General features: G+C 69.1%; 14 protein-coding genes. 13 read left to right on the top strand and 1 reads right to left on the bottom strand.

The genetic code is table 11. The annotated features are described in order from the left end of the window. Window positions 1–324 precede the first annotated feature (324 nt). Window positions 325–855, bottom strand: a complete 531-nt coding sequence (locus HXX10_RS00160) for a hypothetical protein (protein WP_296519316.1) — start codon at window positions 853–855, stop codon at window positions 325–327. A 697-nt stretch (window positions 856–1,552) separates the two neighbouring features. On the opposite strand from HXX10_RS00160, the gene HXX10_RS00165 reads away from it, so the two are divergent. From HXX10_RS00165 to HXX10_RS00225, 13 genes are all read left to right on the top strand, one after another. After that, window positions 1,553–5,752, top strand: a complete 4,200-nt coding sequence (locus HXX10_RS00165) for a Pls/PosA family non-ribosomal peptide synthetase (RefSeq protein ID WP_296519317.1) — start codon at window positions 1,553–1,555, stop codon at window positions 5,750–5,752. Between the two features lie 4 nt (window positions 5,753–5,756). Next, window positions 5,757–6,251, top strand: coding sequence for a GNAT family N-acetyltransferase (locus HXX10_RS00170; protein ID WP_296519318.1), 495 nt, complete (start codon window positions 5,757–5,759; stop codon window positions 6,249–6,251). A gap of 16 nt (window positions 6,252–6,267) precedes the next feature. Further along, window positions 6,268–6,918 (top strand): 4'-phosphopantetheinyl transferase, encoded by a 651-nt coding sequence (locus HXX10_RS00175; protein ID WP_296519319.1) that lies wholly within the window; start codon window positions 6,268–6,270, stop codon window positions 6,916–6,918. Next, on the top strand, window positions 6,915–7,946 hold the full coding sequence (locus tag HXX10_RS00180) for a histone deacetylase family protein (RefSeq protein ID WP_296519320.1): 1,032 nt from the start codon (window positions 6,915–6,917) through the stop codon (window positions 7,944–7,946). The genes HXX10_RS00175 and HXX10_RS00180 overlap by 4 nt, the downstream gene beginning before the upstream one ends. Before the next feature lie 60 nt (window positions 7,947–8,006). Then, window positions 8,007–8,591: an ANTAR domain-containing response regulator gene (locus HXX10_RS00185; RefSeq protein ID WP_296519321.1), complete on the top strand. Its 585-nt coding sequence runs from the start codon at window positions 8,007–8,009 to the stop codon at window positions 8,589–8,591. After that, window positions 8,591–9,625, top strand: coding sequence for a CmpA/NrtA family ABC transporter substrate-binding protein (locus HXX10_RS00190; protein ID WP_296519322.1), 1,035 nt, complete (start codon window positions 8,591–8,593; stop codon window positions 9,623–9,625). Before HXX10_RS00185 ends, HXX10_RS00190 begins: the two co-directional genes overlap by 1 nt. A gap of 315 nt (window positions 9,626–9,940) precedes the next feature. Further along, entirely contained in the window at window positions 9,941–11,248 is a 1,308-nt protein-coding gene (locus HXX10_RS00195) for a CmpA/NrtA family ABC transporter substrate-binding protein (protein WP_296519323.1), read from the top strand. Window positions 11,249–11,412: 164 nt separating this feature from the next. Further along, complete coding sequence (gene ntrB / locus HXX10_RS00200; protein ID WP_296519676.1) at window positions 11,413–12,309, top strand: nitrate ABC transporter permease; 897 nt, start codon at window positions 11,413–11,415, stop codon at window positions 12,307–12,309. Window positions 12,310–12,319: 10 nt separating this feature from the next. Continuing rightward, complete coding sequence (locus tag HXX10_RS00205; protein WP_296519324.1) at window positions 12,320–13,114, top strand: ABC transporter ATP-binding protein; 795 nt, start codon at window positions 12,320–12,322, stop codon at window positions 13,112–13,114. Window positions 13,115–13,188: 74 nt separating this feature from the next. Beyond that, window positions 13,189–13,611: a globin domain-containing protein gene (locus HXX10_RS00210; protein ID WP_296519325.1), complete on the top strand. Its 423-nt coding sequence runs from the start codon at window positions 13,189–13,191 to the stop codon at window positions 13,609–13,611. A 39-nt stretch (window positions 13,612–13,650) separates the two neighbouring features. Then, window positions 13,651–14,892: an FAD-dependent oxidoreductase gene (locus HXX10_RS00215; RefSeq protein WP_296519326.1), complete on the top strand. Its 1,242-nt coding sequence runs from the start codon at window positions 13,651–13,653 to the stop codon at window positions 14,890–14,892. An 11-nt stretch (window positions 14,893–14,903) separates the two neighbouring features. Continuing rightward, on the top strand, window positions 14,904–16,679 hold the full coding sequence (locus HXX10_RS00220) for a NirA family protein (protein ID WP_296519327.1): 1,776 nt from the start codon (window positions 14,904–14,906) through the stop codon (window positions 16,677–16,679). Further along, the gene (locus HXX10_RS00225; protein ID WP_296519328.1) at window positions 16,676–18,283 is read left to right on the top strand and encodes a sulfite reductase subunit alpha; all 1,608 of its coding nucleotides are present in this window, start codon (window positions 16,676–16,678) and stop codon (window positions 18,281–18,283) included. Before HXX10_RS00220 ends, HXX10_RS00225 begins: the two co-directional genes overlap by 4 nt. The last annotated feature ends 6 nt before the right edge of the window (window positions 18,284–18,289 follow it).

Below are 18,289 nucleotides of genomic sequence, written 5' to 3' on the forward strand. Positions count from 1 at the left end.
TGTCACGCTGACCTGGCTCGGGATGAGTACGCCATGCCAGGCAGGAATCGACAATTTCGGCGGGTGAGCGGCCCGACGCTCGCCGCCACCCTCCAGGCGCTGCCCGGTGCGAGCTTCACGGTCACGGGCGCGACCCCGGCGCACGACTCCGGCCTCGCATCGGCGGGGCCGAGCTGCGCTTCGCCAACGGCTTCGCGCTCGCGGCGAAGTTCGACGGCGAGGCCGCCGCCCACAGCCGCACCTACGCCGGAACCGCGACGGCGCGATACACGTGGTGAGCCCGGGAGCCGCCGACCTGCATCGATGTACAGGTCGGGCCGGCGTTCAGCCTTGCCCGCCGAGGCGCTCGCCGTGGTACGGGCCGACGGCTTCGCGACGACCGCCCCACACCGCGAGACCACCCATCACGGCGAACAGCACGAACACCGCCACCTGCATGGTGAGCAGCCGCGGCTCGGATCCGCTCGCCGCCCAAGCGGCGAGGGCTGGGATCTTCTGGAACGCCTGAACGATCGCGGCGATCGTGTTGAAATAGAGGGCCAGCAGCGCGGACGCGACGTAGACGGGTCGCCACACGCCCGCGAGCCGATAGGCATAGGCGGCGAGACACGCGATCGCCAGCAACGCGATCGAGGCGATGCCGACCATATGGCGGGTCCCGAAGCTCGCCGACGGATAGAGAAGGCCGGTGAGGCTGGTCAGTGCCGTGCTGGCGAGAAACACCAGCGTCACCGACGCCATCCGCTTGCCGACCAGCATGCCGGACATCGCGACGAGCCCGGAGACGACGCCGATCAGGCTGATGGCGACGTGCAGGGCCGTGAACGTCGTGAACGACAGTCCGAGAATCATCATGCGTCTCCAGTGCCGTTCGTTCGCACCGTGTCGCTGCAGACTTGTGACCGATCGGTGACTCGATCGACGCGCAGGGGCTGGCGGTCGGTAACCCGCAGGCTGCGACCGACCGGGGACGGTCGGGCGCGATTGGGGCGCATCGGCCCCGCCCCGGTCAAGTGCGAAAGCGACACCGGCGGCGGTGCGACGCATGGGCGGCGGCCGCATGTGCTGGTGTTCTCGATCCGTTTCGACCCGGTTGGCCCGGTGTGACGCTCCGGGGGCGGCGCCCGCGGGCATCGTCCGGCTCGATTCGAATCGCCGGGACGCGCTCACGGCCCTGGGTTGTGGCCCGCCATGGCGACCGCTTCGAGTGCTGAAATACCCGTTTTGTAACCGGCCGCTAACCACCCTCGCAGCGTACGTAATAACTCTGAGGAATCGCCGGAAAGCGCGCCGGATGTGGCTTTGCGACAACAACAAACATCGCGCTGTCCAAACCTGCACGGCCCATTCAGGCAGCATTCATGTGCCGGTTCACATGGTGGCGTCGCAAGAGGCTGGAAACGACCAAGAGCCTCGGGGGAATTCGCGAAGCTCTTCACACCGCGCCGCTGATCGATCTTGCCGGGGCCGCGAGGCACTGCGGACCCTGATCGGTCGCATCAGGCACCACGATCGACGAGCGCGCTGCGCCAGACAGAACCAGAGCAGAACAATGGCCCATCGAATCGATTTCGGCGACGCGCTCAACGGATCGTCCAGCGGCATCGGCCGTTCCGTCCGTTCGTTCGGGCAGTCCGACGGCCACGACCTGCTGGAAAGTCTCGGGCGGCGGCTCGCGGAGAGCGACGTTCTGTCCTGCGGCAGCCGTGACCCGTCGCCGCACTGGCAGCCGGGCGAGCGCCTGCATCATCTGTTCGAGGACGCCGCGGCGCGCTTCGGCCGCCACGCCGCCGTGCTGGCCGGCGACACGGCCCTCACCTATGCGGAGCTCGATCGTCGTGCCAACCAGGTGGCGCGTCACCTCGTTGCGCAGGGCGTGCGCCCGGGCGACCGCGTCGGCCTGCTGTTCGACAAGTCGATCGAGACCTATGTGGCGCTGGTCGCGGTGCTGAAGACCAACGCCGCCTATGTGCCGCTCGATCCCGGCCTGCCGGCCGACCGCATCCGCTTCATGCTGGCCGACGCCGGCATCAAGGCGATCGTGTCGATGTCGGCGTTCGCGTCGCGGCTCGCCGAGCAGGATGCCACGGCGATCTTGCTCGACGCCGCCCGGCACGAGATCGACGTCCGTTCGCCGGCCCGCTTGACCGAGGCCGAGGTTGCCGCGACCGACGATCAGGCCTGCTACATCATCTACACCTCGGGCACCACCGGAAACCCGAAGGGCGTGCTGGTCGAGCATCCGAGCATCTGCAACTTCGTCCGCGTCGCCGCCGAGACCTACGGGTACCGGCCGGGCGACCGCGTCTACCAGGGCATGACCATCGCGTTCGACTTCTCGATCGAGGAGACCTGGGTGCCGCTGATGGCGGGCTCGACCCTGGTGCCCGGACGCGCCGGCGGCGGCCTGGTCGGCGAGGAACTGGCCGACTTCCTGCACGCGCAGCGCGTCACCGCGATGTGCTGCTGCCCGACGCTCTTGTCGACCATCGAGCGCGACCTGCCGCATCTGCGCCTGCTGATGGTGGGCGGCGAGGCCTGCCCGCAGAATCTGGTGATGCGCTGGAGCCGCCGCGGCCGCACCATCCTCAACACCTACGGGCCGACCGAGGCGACCGTGACGGCGACCGTGACGGAGCTTCACCCGGAGAAGCCCGTCACCATCGGCATTCCGATGCCGACCTACTCGATCGTGATCCTCGATCCGGCCGAGGCGCGCGCCATGCCGCGCGGCGAGCTCGGCGAGATCGGCATCGCCGGCATCGGCGTCGCCGCCGGCTATCTCAACCGCGAGGAGCTGACGGCCCAGAAGTTCATCCCGGACTTCCTCGGCATCGCCAACAACGCCTCCAAGCGCATCTATCGCACCGGCGACCTCGGCCGCATCAACGACTCCGGCGAAATCGAGTATCTCGGCCGCATCGACACCCAGGTGAAGATCCGCGGCTACCGCATCGAGCTGGTCGAGATCGAGTCGGTCCTGATGGAGATGCCGCAGATCGCCCAGGCCGCGGTGTCGACCTTCGAGCCGGAGCCCGGCATGCCCGAGCTGGTCGGCTACTACGCCCTCAAGCAGGGCGCCGGCGAGCTGCCGCGCAGAGAAATCCTCCAGGCGCTCAAGCGCCGGCTGCCCGCCTACATGGTGCCGGCCTATCTGGAGGAGCTGCCGGCGATCCCGATGTCGGCGTCGAACAAGGCCGACCGCAAGAAGCTGCCGAAGCCGACCGGCTCGCGCTGCCAGGCCGCGGCGACCGGCAAGGTCGTCGCCGCCCGCACCGACAACGAGCGGCTGCTGGTCGAGGCGATCGCCGAGATCCTGACCGTCGAGCGCGTGTCGATCGACGACCATTTCTTCGACGACCTCGGCGCCAACTCGCTGCTGATGGCGCGCTTCTGCGCTCGCATCCGCCGCAATCCCGGCATGGCGGGCGTGTCGATGCGCGACATCTACACGAACCCGACCATCGCCAAGCTCGCCGCGACCTTCGAGGCGGGCGGTGCGGCGGAGCCGGTCCCGGCGGCGCCGGAGCCGTTCCACGTCCCGTCCGACTTTTCGTATTACACCTGCGGCGCCGCCCAGCTTCTCTTTTACGGGGCCTACAGCCTGCTCGGCCTGTGGGTGTTCGACACCAGCTTCGAATGGGCCTATGCGGCGGCCGGCGATCCGGTGCAGCTCTATCTGCGCAGCGCGTTCGCCGCGGTGGCCAGCTTCTTCGGCCTCACCGCGGTGTCGATCGTCGGCAAGTGGCTGCTGGTCGGCCGCTTCGAGGAAGAGCGCATCCCGATCTGGAGCGCCCGCTACTTCCGCTTCTGGGCGGCCAAGACGCTGATCCGCAACGCGCCGGTGGCGCTGTTCGGCGGCCACCCGATCTACAACGTCTATCTGCGCCTGCTCGGCGCCAAGGTCGGCCGCAACGCGGTGGTCAAGTGCCGCTTCGTGCCGGTCTGCACCGACCTGATCTCGATCGGCGACGACACCATCCTGCGCAAGGAGTCGATCGTGCTCGGCTACCGGGCGCAGTCGAACTTCATCCACACTGGCCGGGTGACGATCGGCGCCGGCGCCTTCGTCGGCGAGGCGAGCGTCCTCGACATCGACACCGCGATGGGCGACGACACCCAGCTCGGCCACGCCTCCTCGCTGCAGAGCGGCCAGCGTGTGCCGGACGGCAAGCGCTTCCACGGCTCGCCCGCCATCGAGACCACGGCCGACTATGTTCGGGTCGAGCCGCTGCCGTCGACGGCGCTGCGCCGCGGCCTCTCCGAGGTGGTGCAGTTCTCCCTGCTGTTCCTCCTCGTCGTGCCGGTCCCGATCGTCGCCATGGCGCTCTACGAGCACCACGCCGGCGCCGACACGGCCGCCGCCACCTTCTGGGGCTCGCTGCCGACCGTGCTGCTGGTGTCGCTCGCCTCCTTCTTCGGGTCGATCGTCACGGGGCTCGCGGGTGTCTATCTGGTGCCCCGGCTCGCCCGCCTGTTCCTGACCGAAGGCCGCACCTATTCGACCTTCGGCATCCATGCCTGGCTGCAGGGCCTCACCGAAAAATTCTCGAACTCGCTGTTCTTCAACGTGCTGTTCGGCGACTCGTCGGCCATCATCGGCTACATGCGCTTCGTCGGCTGGAACCTGAACAAGGTCGAGCAGACCGGCTCGAACATGGGCACCAACCAGAAGCACGACAATCCGTTCATGTGCGACATCGGCTCCGGCACGATGGTCTCGGACGGCCTGTCGATGATCAATCTGGAGATGTCGGCGACGTCGTTCCGCCTGTGCAAGACCCGCATCGGCGACAACAACTATCTCGGCAACAACATCCAGTATCCGCCCGGTGGCCGCACCGGTGCCAACGTGCTGCTCGGCACCAAGGTGATGATCCCGGTCGACGGCCCGGTGCGCGAGAACTGCGGCCTGCTCGGCTCGCCGCCCTTCGAGATCCCGCGCATGGTCGAGCGTGACAAGAGCATGCTCTCCGCGATCCCGGAGGACGAGCGGCTGCGCCGTCTCGCCGCCAAGAACCGCTACAATGCCGTCACGGCGGCGCTGTTCCTCGCCACCCGCTGGCTGCTGGTGTTCGCCTCGCTGGCCGTGTGGCAGGCCGCGCTGCTGGTCTATCCGACCTTCGGCGTGCTCGCCCTGTTCGCGGCCGGCGCCATCACCTCGGCCGGCGCCGTGCTCTACTTCACCATGATGGAGCGCGCCTCGCTCGGCTTCGGCGAGCTGAAGCCCGAGATGGTGACCATCTACGACCCCTATTTCTGGAGCCACGAGCGCCACTGGAAGCTCTCGGATTGGCCGCACGTGCAGCTCTTCGGCGGCACGCCGATCAAGAGCCTGATCCTGTGGCTGATGGGCGTGAAGGTCGGCCGCAAGGTCGTCGACCTCGGCTGCTCGATCACCGACCGCAGCCTCACCCAGGTCGGCGACTGGGCCAACCTCAACGAGGGCAGCGTCCTGCAGGCGCACTCGCTCGAGGAGGGCGTGTTCAAGTCCGACCACATCCGCATGGGCGCGGGTTGCACGCTCGGCCCGGCCGCCTTCGTCCACTACGGCGTCACGCTCGGCGACCACGTGGTGATCGATACCGACGCGTTCCTGATGAAGGGCGAGGTGGTCGACGCCCACACGACCTGGCGCGGCAATCCGGCGAAGCTCTGGCGCCGGCACGGCACCGCCGACGGTGCGCTCGGTGCCGCCGTCTACACGGTGCCCGAGACGGTCGAGCCCGAGTACCGCATCGCCGCGGAGTGACAGCGTGGCTCGTGCCCTGACGAACGACGTCGCAGCCGCCACTCTCGCCGAGGTGCGGCTCGCCGACGTGACGGCGGACAACTGGCGCGACGTGGCCGCGCTCGAGCTCGAGGCCGACCAGCGCGATCTCGTCGCCGGCAACCTGTACTCGATCGCCGAGTCGAAATTCGATCCACTGGCGCGGCCGCGCGCCATCTATGCCGGAGCCAATCTGGTCGGCTTCCTGATGTACGACGCCGACGGTGAGGGCGGCCGCCGCGCCGTCATCTACCGTTTCATGATCGATCGGCGCTGCCAGGGCCGCGGCTATGGCCGCGCCGCGCTCCAGCGGGCGCTCGATGAAATCCGCACGCTGCCGGGCATCGCCACCGTTTCGATCTGCTATGACCCGAGCAACCCGGCGAAACGCCTCTATGCGAGCGTCGGCTTCGTCGAGATCGGCTGCGACGAGGACGGCGAGGTCATCGCCGAGGTGCCGGTCGGGACGCTGTCCACGTGAGGCCAGCCGAAGGCTAATGTCCACCCGCACGGATCCGGCCCTGCAGCAGGCGCTCGACGCTTTGGCGCCTTGTATTTCCATCGGCCATCGCCTGATCGCGCCGGGCGACGAGGCGGCGCTCACCGACGACGAGGCCCGCTCGATCGCCACGACCGTGCTGGCCGTGCGGCGGGCGAGCGGCTCGGCCCGGCTGGTCGTGCGCGACCTCTTGGCACGGCTCGGCCATCCCGGCTGCGCGGTCCTCAAGACCGCGTCGGGTGCGCCGGCCTGGCCGGCCGGCATTGTCGGCTCGCTTGCCCATGACGACCAGGTCGCGGTCGCCGCCGTGGCGCGGCGCGGCGACGTCGCGGCGCTCGGCATCGACGTCGAGCCGGCCGAGCCGCTGCCGGACGACGTGCTCGATCTCGTCGCGACCGAGCCGGAGCGACCGGGCCTCGCGGGCGATCCCATCGCCGGCCGACTCCTGTTCGTGGCCAAGGAGGCCGTCTACAAGGCCGTCTATCCGCTCGACGGGGTCATTCTCGATTTTCACGACATCACGGTCGATCTCGCCGGCCGCGAGGCGGTCGTCCACAACGGGCGCGTCCTCGACCTGCGCATCTGTCGCGTGCCACGTCTCGTTGTGCTGGCCTTGGCACGTCCCGATCCACGCGAGTCGAGTCCATGATCACGGTCTACAGCGACGATCACGTCCTTCATGACGGCAAGGCCGAGCTGCACGACGGAAAGCTGGTCGAGAGCTTCGAGATGCCGCGCCGCGCCGCGCTGGTGCTGGCGCGAGTCCGCGAGGTCGGGCTCGGCCCGGTGGTGCCGCCCGACGCGCTCGGGCTCGACCCGGTGCGCCGCGTGCACGCCGACGACTTCGTCGATTTCCTCGGCGAAGCCTGGGACGCCTGGGTGGCCGAGCACGGCGAATACGACGCGCTGCCCTTCACCTGGCTCGCCCCCGGCATGCGCCGCATCAGGCCCGAGCACATCGACGGCCAACTCGGCTACTACGCATTCGATGCCGGCACGCCGATCACGGCCGGCACGTTTCGGGCAGCCACCGCGTCCGCCGCCGTGGCGGCGACCGGCGCCCGCCTGATCGCCGAGGGCGAGCGTGTCGCCTTCGCGCTGTGCCGCCCGCCCGGCCATCATGCGGGCCGCGCCTTCTATGGCGGCTACTGCTTCTTCAACAATGCCGCGGTCGCCGCGCAGGCGCTGCGCGACCGTGGCGCTGCACGCGTCGCCGTGCTCGACATCGACTATCATCACGGCAACGGCACCCAGGACATCTTCTACGACCGCGGCGACGTGCTGTTCGTGTCGCTGCATGCCGACCCGCTGCACGAATATCCTTACTTCCTCGGCCACGCCGACGAGACCGGCATGGGCGCGGGCGAGGGGGCGACCGCCAATTATCCGCTGCCCTTCGGCACCGGCTTCGCAGCGTGGGCGGAGGAGCTCGATCATGCGCTTCGGCGCGTCGCCGATTTCGGGGCCGAGGCGCTGGTCGTTTCGCTCGGGGTCGACACCTTCAAGGGCGACCCGATCTCGCGCTTCACGCTCGACAGTCCCGACTTCGTCGCGATCGGCCAAAAGCTGGCCGGACTGCGCCTGCCCACCCTGATCGTCATGGAGGGCGGCTATGCCGTCGAGGCGATCGGCCTCAACGCCGTCAACGTGCTGCAAGGCTTCGAGGCGACGCTCTGACGCCCAGGCCCGCCCGCGTCGGCGATTGCGTCGCGGCTCCGATCCGGCGAGAATGATGCAATGCAGGATGGGGTGGTCTCAGTCGCAGTGGTCGATGCTGATCGGGCGCGCGCGGCAATCATCGAGGAGGGATTGCGCGCCGCCGGGATTCCGCGGGTCGCGATCGTTCCCGACTCGCCGGACCTGCTCGACCGGCTGGTCGCGCTCGCCCCCGACGTGGTGGTGATCGCGCTCGACAGCCCCAGCCGCGACGTGCTCGAGCAGATGTTCAAGGTATCGCGGGTGGTCGAGCGCCCGGTCGCCGTGTTCGTCGACCGCTCCGACACCGCCACCATGCAGGCCGCGATCGACGCCGGCGTCTCGGCCTATGTGGTCGACGGGCTCAAGCCCGAACGGGTGCGCGCCATCGTCGACATGGCGGTGATGCGCTTCAACGCCTACAGCCGCATGCGGCGCGAGCTGGACGAGGCCAAGACCGCGCTCGCCGACCGCAGGACCATCGACAAGGCGAAGGGCCTGCTGATGACCCGCAAGGGCCTGAGCGAGGCCGATGCCTACGCGTTGCTGCGCCGGACCGCGATGAACGAGAAGAAGCGCCTGGTGGAGATCGCGCAGGCGATCATCACGGCCGCGGAGCTGTTCTGATGACGCGCCTGACCGCCGGATACGTGCCGCTGACCGATGCCGCCGTGCTGATCGCCGCGGCCGAGCGCGGCTTTGCGGAGGCGCAAGGGCTCGACCTCGTGCTGGTGCGCGAGACCTCCTGGGCGAACATCCGCGACAAGCTGGTGTTCGGTCATTTCGACGCCGCCCACATGCTGGCGCCGCTGGCCGTCGCGACCACGCTCGGCCTCGGCCATGTGGCGCTGCCGCTCGCCGCGCCCGTCGTGCTCAATCTCGGCGGCAACGCCGTCACGGTGTCGCGGCCGCTCGCCGACGCCTTGGCGGAGCATGGCGGCCTCGGCGGCGGGTTCGCGGCGGCCGCCGAGGCGCTCGGCGAGATCGCCCGCGCGCGCAGCGTGGAAGAGCCGCTCACGCTCGCCACCACGTTTCCGTTCTCCACCCACACCTATCTCTTGCACCGGCTGCTCGGCGCCGGCGGGCTCGATCCCGAGCACGACGTTCGCATCATCGTGGTGCCGCCGCCCTTCATGGTCGACGCACTGCGGCGCGGCCATGTCGACGGCTTCTGCGTCGGCAGCCCGTGGAACAGCGTTGCCGTCGACGACGGCGTCGGTACCATCCTGCTGCTCGGCAACCAGATCGTTCGGCTCGCGCCCGAGAAGGTCTTGGCCGTGCCGGCCGAGCGGGCCGATGACGCCGATATGGCGGCACTGATCCGCGCACTGGCCGCGGCGGCGGCATGGTGCGCCGTGCCGGAGAACCACGCCGACCTCGCCGCGCTGCTGGGCGAGCCGCGCCATCTCGATCTCCCGGCCGCGCTGGTGCAGCGGACGCTCGACGGCGCCCTGGTGGTGGACAGCGCCGGCGAAAAGCGTGTCGATCCCGAGTTCCTGGTGCTCGACGCCAGCCGCCCCGAGCCGACGCAGGCCGATTGGCTGTTCGACGCGATGCGCGCCGCCGGCCATGTGCCGGAGTCTTCGCGCGATGCGGTGCGGGCCGTCTACCGCAGCGATCTGTTCGATGCGGCGATGGCCGGGACGCCGGTCACGCGCTGATTCCTCTGCTCAGCATTTGGTCAGGTGCTCTCGCCGCGTGCTCTTCACAGGCGCATGAACGGTCACGGCGCGGCGTTCGACTTTGGTCGCAGATCCCTTCCTAGCTCCCGGGAACTAATTGATTTTCCGCAACGCGGCATGGTTGGCACGCCACTTGTATAACAAGTCTCGGCGGCCACCGCCGACGCTGACGGTGGTCGACCCGTAATCGCAGCAACGCCGCTGCTTCGAGCTGTCGTTACGCGCCTGGATCTCCGGGGCGCGTCGTGTCGGTTCGAAGCGGCGGCGTTTCTTTTTGCCGTGCGAGGAGACAGCATGACCACGACGATCCGGCCGTTGCGTTCCAGCCGCCGCCAGTTCCTGCGCAACGCCGCCAGCACGGCCGCCCTGCTGGCCGCCGCCAAGGCGGCGCTGCCGGCCGGCGCCTTCGCGCAAGCGGCGGGCCCCGAAGTGAAGGGCACCAAGCTCGGCTACATCGCGCTCACCGACGCCTCGCCGCTGATCATCGCCAAGGAGAAGGGCTTCTTCGACAAGCACGGCCTGCCCGACATGGACATCGCCAAGCAGGCCTCGTGGGGGGCGACGCGCGACAACATGGCGCTCGGCACCGAGCGTAACGGCATCGACGGCGGCCACATCCTGCGGCCGAAGACGCATCTCTACACCACCGGCAAGGTGATGCAGAACAATCAGCCGTTGCCGATGTACACGCTGCTCAATCTCAACGAGGACTGCCAGGCGATCTCGGTCTCCAACGAGTACAAGGATCTGGCGATCCAGAAGGACTCCTCGCCGCTCAAGGCCGCGTTCGAGCGCAAGAAACAGCAGGGGAAAGAGCTGACAGCCGCCATGACGTTCCCGGGCGGCACCCACGACCTGTGGATCCGCTACTGGCTCGCCGCCGGCGGCATCGACCCGGACACCGACATCAAGGTGATCACGGTGCCGCCGCCCCAGATGGTGGCGAACATGAAGGTCGGCAACATGGACTGCTTCTGCGTCGGCGAGCCGTGGAACGAGCAGCTCGTCAACCAGAACATCGGCTACACGGCGCTGACCACCGGCGAGCTGTGGTTCCGGCACCCTGAAAAGATCCTCGGCATGCGGGCCGACTGGGTCGACAAGAATCCGCGCGCCACGCAGGCCATCCTGATGGCCGTGATGGAGGCGCAGCAGTGGTGCGACAGGGCCGAGAACAAGGACGAGATGGCGACCATCATCGGCCGTCGGCAGTGGTTCAACGTGCCGGTGCCGGACATCATCGGGCGCCTCAAGGGCGACATCAATTACGGCCTCGGCCGCACCGTCAAGGGCACCAATCTCTACATGAAGTTCTGGGGCGAGGGCGGGTCGTCGTCCTATCCGTGGAAGAGCCTCGACACCTGGTTCGTCACCGAGAACATCCGCTGGGGCAAGTTCGAGCCGTCGATCGACATCAAGGCGCTGGTCGACAAGACCAACCGCTCCGACCTGTGGATCGAGGCCGCCAAGACGCTCGGCGTCGCCGGACATCCGACCTCCGACAGCCGCGGCGTCGAAACCTTCTTCGACGGCGTCAAGTTCGATCCCGCCGACCCGATGGCCTATCTGCGCGCCCAGCGCATCAAGCGCGTGACGGTGTGACGAGCGTATCGCAGCCGGTCATTCCGGGGCGCACCGAAGGTGCGAACCCGGAATCCAGCGACCGTCTCCGAGGGCGTGGCTGGATTCCGGGTCCGGCGCTCCGCGCCGTCCCGGAATGACGCCTCGTTCAACACTGACTTCTAGGAGCCCCCGTGGCGAATTCCATGCTGAAGTTGAAGACCGTCTCGGAAGGGGTTGCCGCCGCTGCGCCGGTGGCCACCGCGTCCGTCGTCCCGCTCGCGCGAAAACCGCCGCCGCTCTCCGCACGGCTCCTGCCGGTCGCGCAGAAGATCGCCGCCGCCACGGTGCCGCCGCTGATCATCGCGGCGCTGTTCCTGCTGGTGTGGGAGATGGCCTGCTGGAGCCCGACCTCGTCGCTGCCGCCGCCCTCGCGGGTGTGGAGCGAGGCGAAGGATCTGATCGTCGATCCGTTCTTCGTCGCCGGCACGCAGGACATCGGGCTCGGCTGGCGCGTGCTCACCTCGCTGCAGCGTGTCGCCATCGGCTTCGGCCTCGCCGCGGTCGTCGGCGTCGCCGTCGGCACCGTGGTGGGGCAGTCGGTGTGGGCGATGCGCGGCTTCGATCCGCTGTTCCAGGTGCTGCGCACCGTGCCGCCGCTCGCCTGGCTGCCGATCTCGCTCGCGGCGTTCCGCGACGCCAGTCCGAGCGCCATCTTCGTGATCTTCGTCACGTCGATCTGGCCGATCCTGATCAACACGGCGGTCGGCATCCGCAACATTCCGCAGGACTACCGCAACGTCGCGCGGGTGCTCCGGCTCAACCACCTCGAGTTCTTCGTCAAGATCATGGTGCCGTCGGCCGCTCCTTACATCTTCACCGGCCTGCGCATCGGTATCGGGCTCGCGTGGCTCGCCATCGTCGCGGCCGAGATGCTCACCGGCGGCGTCGGCATCGGCTTCTTCATCTGGGACGCGTGGAACTCGTCGCGGCTGCCCGACATCGTCGTCGCGCTCGCCTATATCGGCGGCGTCGGCTTCCTGCTCGACCGGCTGGTGGCGGGCGCCGCCGTGCTGGTCACTCGCGGCACCGCATCGAACTGAGGGCCGAGCCATGAATCCCTATCTCAAGATCGACCATGTCGGCATCAGCTTCTCGCGGGCCGGCGCCACCACGGAAGTCCTGCGCGACGTCACGCTCAAGATCCAGCAGGGCGAGTACGTCTCCATCATCGGCCATTCCGGCTGCGGGAAATCGACGCTCCTCAACATCGTCGCCGGCCTGCTGCGGGCCTCGACCGGCGGCGTGCTCCTGGAGGAGCACGAGGTCGACGAGCCGGGGCCCGACCGTGCGGTCGTGTTCCAGAACCACAGCCTGCTGCCCTGGCTCACCGTCTACGAGAATGTCGCGCTCGCCGTCGACAAGGTGTTCGGCGGCAAGCGCTCGCGGGCCGAGCGGCGCGAATGGATCATGGAGAACCTGGCGCTGGTCAACATGGCACACGCCAAGGACAAGCGGCCGGCCGAGATCTCGGGCGGCATGAAGCAGCGGGTCGGCATCGCCCGCGCGCTCGCCATGGAGCCGAAGATTCTTCTGCTCGACGAGCCGTTCGGCGCGCTCGATGCGCTCACCCGTGCGCATCTGCAGGATCAGGTGATGGAGATCCATGCGCGCCTGAACAACACCATGATCATGATCACGCACGACGTCGACGAGGCGGTGCTCTTGTCCGACCGCATCGTGATGATGACCAACGGGCCGGCCGCGACCATCGGCGAGGTCCTGACGGTGGCCCTGGCGCGGCCGCGCCGCCGGCTCGAGCTGGTGGACAATCACGAGTACAACCGCTGCCGCGCCGCCGTGCTCGAGTTCCTCTACGCCCGCAACCGCTTCGTCGAGGCGGCGTGAGCGCCCGGACGGCTCTTCTGCTGGACCATCGGCCATGATATCAGGGAACCGAATAGTGCTGGGCCATGTAGAACATGACAACAGAGTTCCTGTCGGCCGACGACATTGCGCATGTCCGCACCTCGTTCGACCGTATCTGGTCGGGGGCGAGGCGGCTGTCCGATGTCTTCTACGAGCATCTGTTCGAGGCCGTACCCGAGGTGCGACCGATGTTCCGCGGCGATATCGAGGAGCAGAAGCGGAAATTCATCGGAACGCTGGCCGTGATCGTCGGCAGCCTGGAGAACCCGGCCGTGCTGCTCCCGGCGGCCGAGAAATTGGCGCAGCAGCACGTCGACTACGGCGTCACGCCGTTGCACTATTCGGTGGTCGGCACGGTGCTGCTGGCGAGCCTCGCGCGTTGCCTCGACGGCCATTGGACACCCGAAGTGGCCGACGCCTGGACGAAGGCCTATCGGGTGCTGACGGCCCATATGATCGCCACCGCCTACGCCTGATCGGGTTCGCGGCATGCCGGGTCCGCCCCGGAGTCCGCCATGCGTGAGCGCCTCGTCGTCGTCGGCAACGGCATGGTGGGCTTGCGCTTCGTCGAGGAGGTGACGCGGCGGGCGCCCGAGCGGTTCGACGTCACGGTGGTCGGCGCCGAGCCGGTGCCGGCCTACAACCGGGTGCTGCTCTCGGCGCTGGTCGCCGGCGAGGCGAGCGAGGACGACTGCCGCTTGCGCGATCGCCGCTGGTATCTGGCCAACCGCGTGCGGTTGATCACCGGCGCGCGGGCGAGCGCGATCGACTCCGCCGAGCGCGAGCTGCGGATCGACAATCACGGCGTCGTGCCGTTCGATCGCCTGGTGCTGGCGACCGGCTCGGAGCCGATCCGGCTGCCGGTGCCCGGCATGGATCTGCCCGGCGTCATCACGTTCCGGGATCTCGCCGACGTTTCGCGCATGCGCGCCGCCGCAGGGGCCGGCGGTCGCGCCGTGGTGATCGGCGGCGGGCTGCTCGGGCTCGAGGCCGCCTATGGGCTCGCCCGCCTCGGCGTGCCGGTGACGCTCGTCCATCTCGCCTCGCGCGTGATGGAACGCCAGCTCGACGACGGCGCCGCCCGGCTGGTCGAGGCGGCGATGCGGGCGCGCGGCATCGAGATCGTGCTCGGCGCTCAGACTGCCGCGATCGACGGAGAGGAACGCGCCGAGGCGGTGCGGCTCGCGGACGGGCGCGTGCTGCCGGCGTCGCTGGTTGTCGTCGCGGTCGGGGTGCGGCCGGCGACCTCGCTGGCGCAGGCCGCCGGTCTCGCCGTCGATCGCGGCATCGTGGTCGACGATGTGTTGGCTACGTCGGTCCGAGGAATTTACGGCATCGGCGAGTGCGTCGCCCATCGCGGCACCGTCTATGGGCTGGTCGAGCCCGGCTACGCCCAGGCCGAGATGTTGGCACGGCGGATGGCAGGAGAGGACGCACGTTATGGCGGCACGCTGCTCACGACCCGGCTGAAAGTCTCCGGCGTGCCGGTGTTCTCCGCCGGTGATGTGGCGACTGCGGCGGGTGACGACGTGATCACGATGTCGGATTATTCCGCCGGCCGATACGCGCGGCTGGTGGTGCGCGGCCAAAAGCTCGCGGCCGCCATTCTGGTCGGCGAGACGCGCCACGCGGGCTTCTATCACGAGCTGATCGCGTCGAGCGCCGACGTGAGCGCGATGCGCGACGAGCTGGTGTTCGGCCCCGGCGATGCTCTGGCGGCCGACCAGCCGGCGGCGCCGGTCGCGCAGGCCGCGTGAGGTCCGGAGAAATGTCCGACTTCGACGCCGAGCAGAAGCGCTATCTCGAAGGCATGGCGGCCGGCGTGGCCGTGATGAGGTCGGTCGGCGGCGCGGCCGGAGCCAGCGCGCCGCCCGCACCGCCGACCGGTCCGGACGCCATCCACATCGCCGCGCAGGACAGGGTGCTGGCTACCGGCAAAAAGCTCGCCGACCAGGAGAAGTGGAAGCGGGCCGAGCATCCGCTCGACGCCTATGGCCGCATGAAGCGCGAAGCGGACACCGGCAAGGCGCCGCCGCCGCCCGACAATTTCCGCTGGCGCACTCACGGCCTGTTCTGGGTGGCGCCGGCCCAAGACTCGTTCATGGCGCGGCTGCGCATCCCCAACGGGATTCTGAATCACTGGCAGCTCGCCGGCGTCGCCGATCTCGCCGACCGCTTTGGTGGCGGCTACGCCCATGTGACGACGCGGGCGAACCTGCAGATCCGCGAGATCGCGCCCGAAAGCGCCGCGCCGTTCCTGGAGGGCCTTACCGATCTCGGCCTCACGGCGCGCGGGGCCGGGGCCGACAACATCCGTAACGTCACCGGCTCGCCCACCGCCGGTATCGACCGGCAGGAGCTGATCGACACGCGTCCGCTGGCGCGCGGGTGGCACTTCCACATCCTCAACGACCGATCGCTGATCGGGCTGCCGCGGAAATTCAACGTGTCGTTCGATGGCGGCGGCATCATCCCGGCGCTGGAGGAGACCAACGACATCGGCTTCCAAGCCGTCGAGGTGCTGGGGGGCGCAGCCGTCGAGGCTGGCGCCTGGATGCGGCTCGTGCTCGGCGGCATATCGGGCCACCGTGATCTGGCACGCGACACCGGCGTGGTGGTGCGCCCGGCCGACTGCGTGGCGGTCGCCGACGCCATTGTCCGCGTCTTTAGCGCCGAGGGCGACCGCACGAATCGCGCGAAGGCGCGGCTCAAATACGTGCTCGATCGGCTCGGCTTCGACGCGTTCGTGACCAAGGTCGAGGAGGTCTTGGGCCGCAAGCTCGACCGCGTCGACGCCGCGCATGTGGCGCTGCGCCCAAAAACCGACCGGGCCGCGCATCTCGGCTTTCATCCGCAGGTACAGGTGGGTCGCGTCTATGCCGGCGTCGTCGTGCCGGTCGGGCGTCTCACGACCGAGCAGATGCGTGGCATCGCCGCGATCGCGCGCGAGCTCGGCGACGGCGACATCCGCCTCACCGTCTGGCAGAACCTGCTCGTCTCCGGCATCGCGACGGAGCGGGTGCCTGACGTGACGGCGCGGCTCACCGGGTTGGGCCTGTCGGCGGAGTCGAGTTCGATCCGCGCCGGGCTCGTCGCCTGCACGGGCATGACCGGCTGCAAGTTCGCCAATGCGCACACCAAGGAGAGCGCGCTCGACATCGCTGCCCACGTCGAGGCGCGACTGGCGCTCGATGTGCCGGTCAACATCCATCTCACCGGCTGTCCGAACTCCTGCGCGCAGCATTACATCGGCGATATCGGCCTGATCGGCGTGAAGGTGCCGGTCGGCAGCGACGGCGACACGGTCGAGGGCTACGACATCGTGGTCGGCGGCGGATTTGCCGAGAATGCCGCCATCGGTCGCGAGCTGTGGCGGGCCGTGCCGGCCGACAGCGCCGCCGTGCATGTCGAAGCGCTGCTGCGCGCATATCTCGCGGAGCGCAGCGGGCCGGAGGAATGCTTTCAGGCGTTCACGCTGCGGGTCGGCGTCGACCATCTGAAAGCCTGTGCGCCGGCCGGTGCCGCCCTGGAGGCCGCCGAATGAACGCGCCCGTGTCGCCGCCACCGATCTTCACGTTGCCCGAGACGGCGCCCTTCACGCCCGAGCAGCGCGCCTGGCTGGGCGGCTTCTTTGCTGCGCTGGCGAGCGCCGGCACGGCCCCGGTGCCGGTCGATGCGCCGTCAGGCGCCACGCCGTCCGGGCCTGTGCTTGCCGACAACGACGACGCGCCGTGGCACGATCCGGCGATGCCGCTCGTCGAGCGGCAGACTCTCGCCGCGGAACGCCCCCTGGCGCCCCGGCTCATGGCCGCGATGGCGCAGCAGGACTGCGGCCAGTGCGGCTACACCTGCGCGGCCTATGCCAACGCGCTGACGACCCGCGCCGAGGAGCGGCTGAATCTCTGCGCCCCCGGCGGCAAGGAGACTTTTAGGGCCGTGAAGGCGCTGGCGGTCGAGCTGAGCGGCGCCGATGCGCCGGCGGCGCCGTCCGTGGTGCCGGCCGCCGTGGAGGGGGCTGCCGAGACGCCCGCGGCCGTCCGTGGATACGCCCGCGAAGCGCCCGTCGACGCGGTGTTCGTGGCGCGCCAAAAGCTCAACAGGGTGGGCTCCGAGAAGGAGACGTTCCACATCGAGCTCGACCTCTCCGACAGCGGCGTCAGCTACGCGGTGGGCGACAGCCTCGGCGTGTTTCCGCTCAACGCACCCGGCCTGGTCGACGCCGTGATCGCCCATCTCGGCGCCCGGCCCGAGGGTCTGGTCAACGGCAAGCCGCTGCACGACGTGCTGCTGCGCGACGTCTCGCTCGGGGCGGCGCCGGACGCGCTCTTTCAGCTCTTCTCCTATGTGACGGGCGGCGCGTTGCGCCAAAAAGCGCGGGCGCTCGCGGCCGGCGAGGACCCGGACGGCGACGCCGCGGGGCTCGATGTGCTCGGCGCGCTCCACAAGTTCGGCGTGCGACCCTCGGCCGAGGCTTTTTGCGAGGCGCTCGATCCGCTGCAGCCGCGGCTCTACTCGATCTCGTCGTCGCCGCGCGCCAATCCCGGCCGGGTGTCGCTCACGGTCGATGCGGTGCGTTACGCCGTCAACCGCCGCGGCCGCTTCGGCGTCGCCTCGACGTTTCTTGGCGAGCGGCTGCCCGAGGGCGCGCGCGTTCCCGTCTATGTGCAGAAGGCGCACGGCTTCGGCGTGCCGAAAGACCCGGCGACGCCCCTGATCATGATCGGCCCCGGCACCGGCATCGCGCCGTTCCGCGCCTTCCTGCAGGAGCGCGCCGCCACTGGCGCATCGGGCAAGAACTGGCTGTTCTTCGGCCACCAGCGGCGCGACAGCGATTTCTTCTACGAGACCGAGCTGAACGCGCTGAAGAGCGCCGGCGTGCTGACGCGTCTGTCGCTCGCCTGGTCGCGCGACGGCACCGAAAAGTTCTACGTGCAGGACCGCATGCGCGAGCTCGGTGTCGAGCTGTTTTCCTGGCTGGAGCAGGGCGCCCAGGTCGCCGTGTGCGGCGACGCCAAGCGCATGGCCAGGGATGTCGAGCGCGCGCTGGTCGAGATCGTGGAACGACACGGCGGCAAGCCGGCCGATGCGGCGATCGCCTATGTGGCCGCGCTCAAGAAGGCCGGTCGTTATCAGGCCGACGTGTATTGAGGAGAG

This window comes from Rhodoplanes sp. (assembly GCF_013377085.1).
Taxonomy (GTDB): domain Bacteria; phylum Pseudomonadota; class Alphaproteobacteria; order Rhizobiales; family Xanthobacteraceae; genus Rhodoplanes.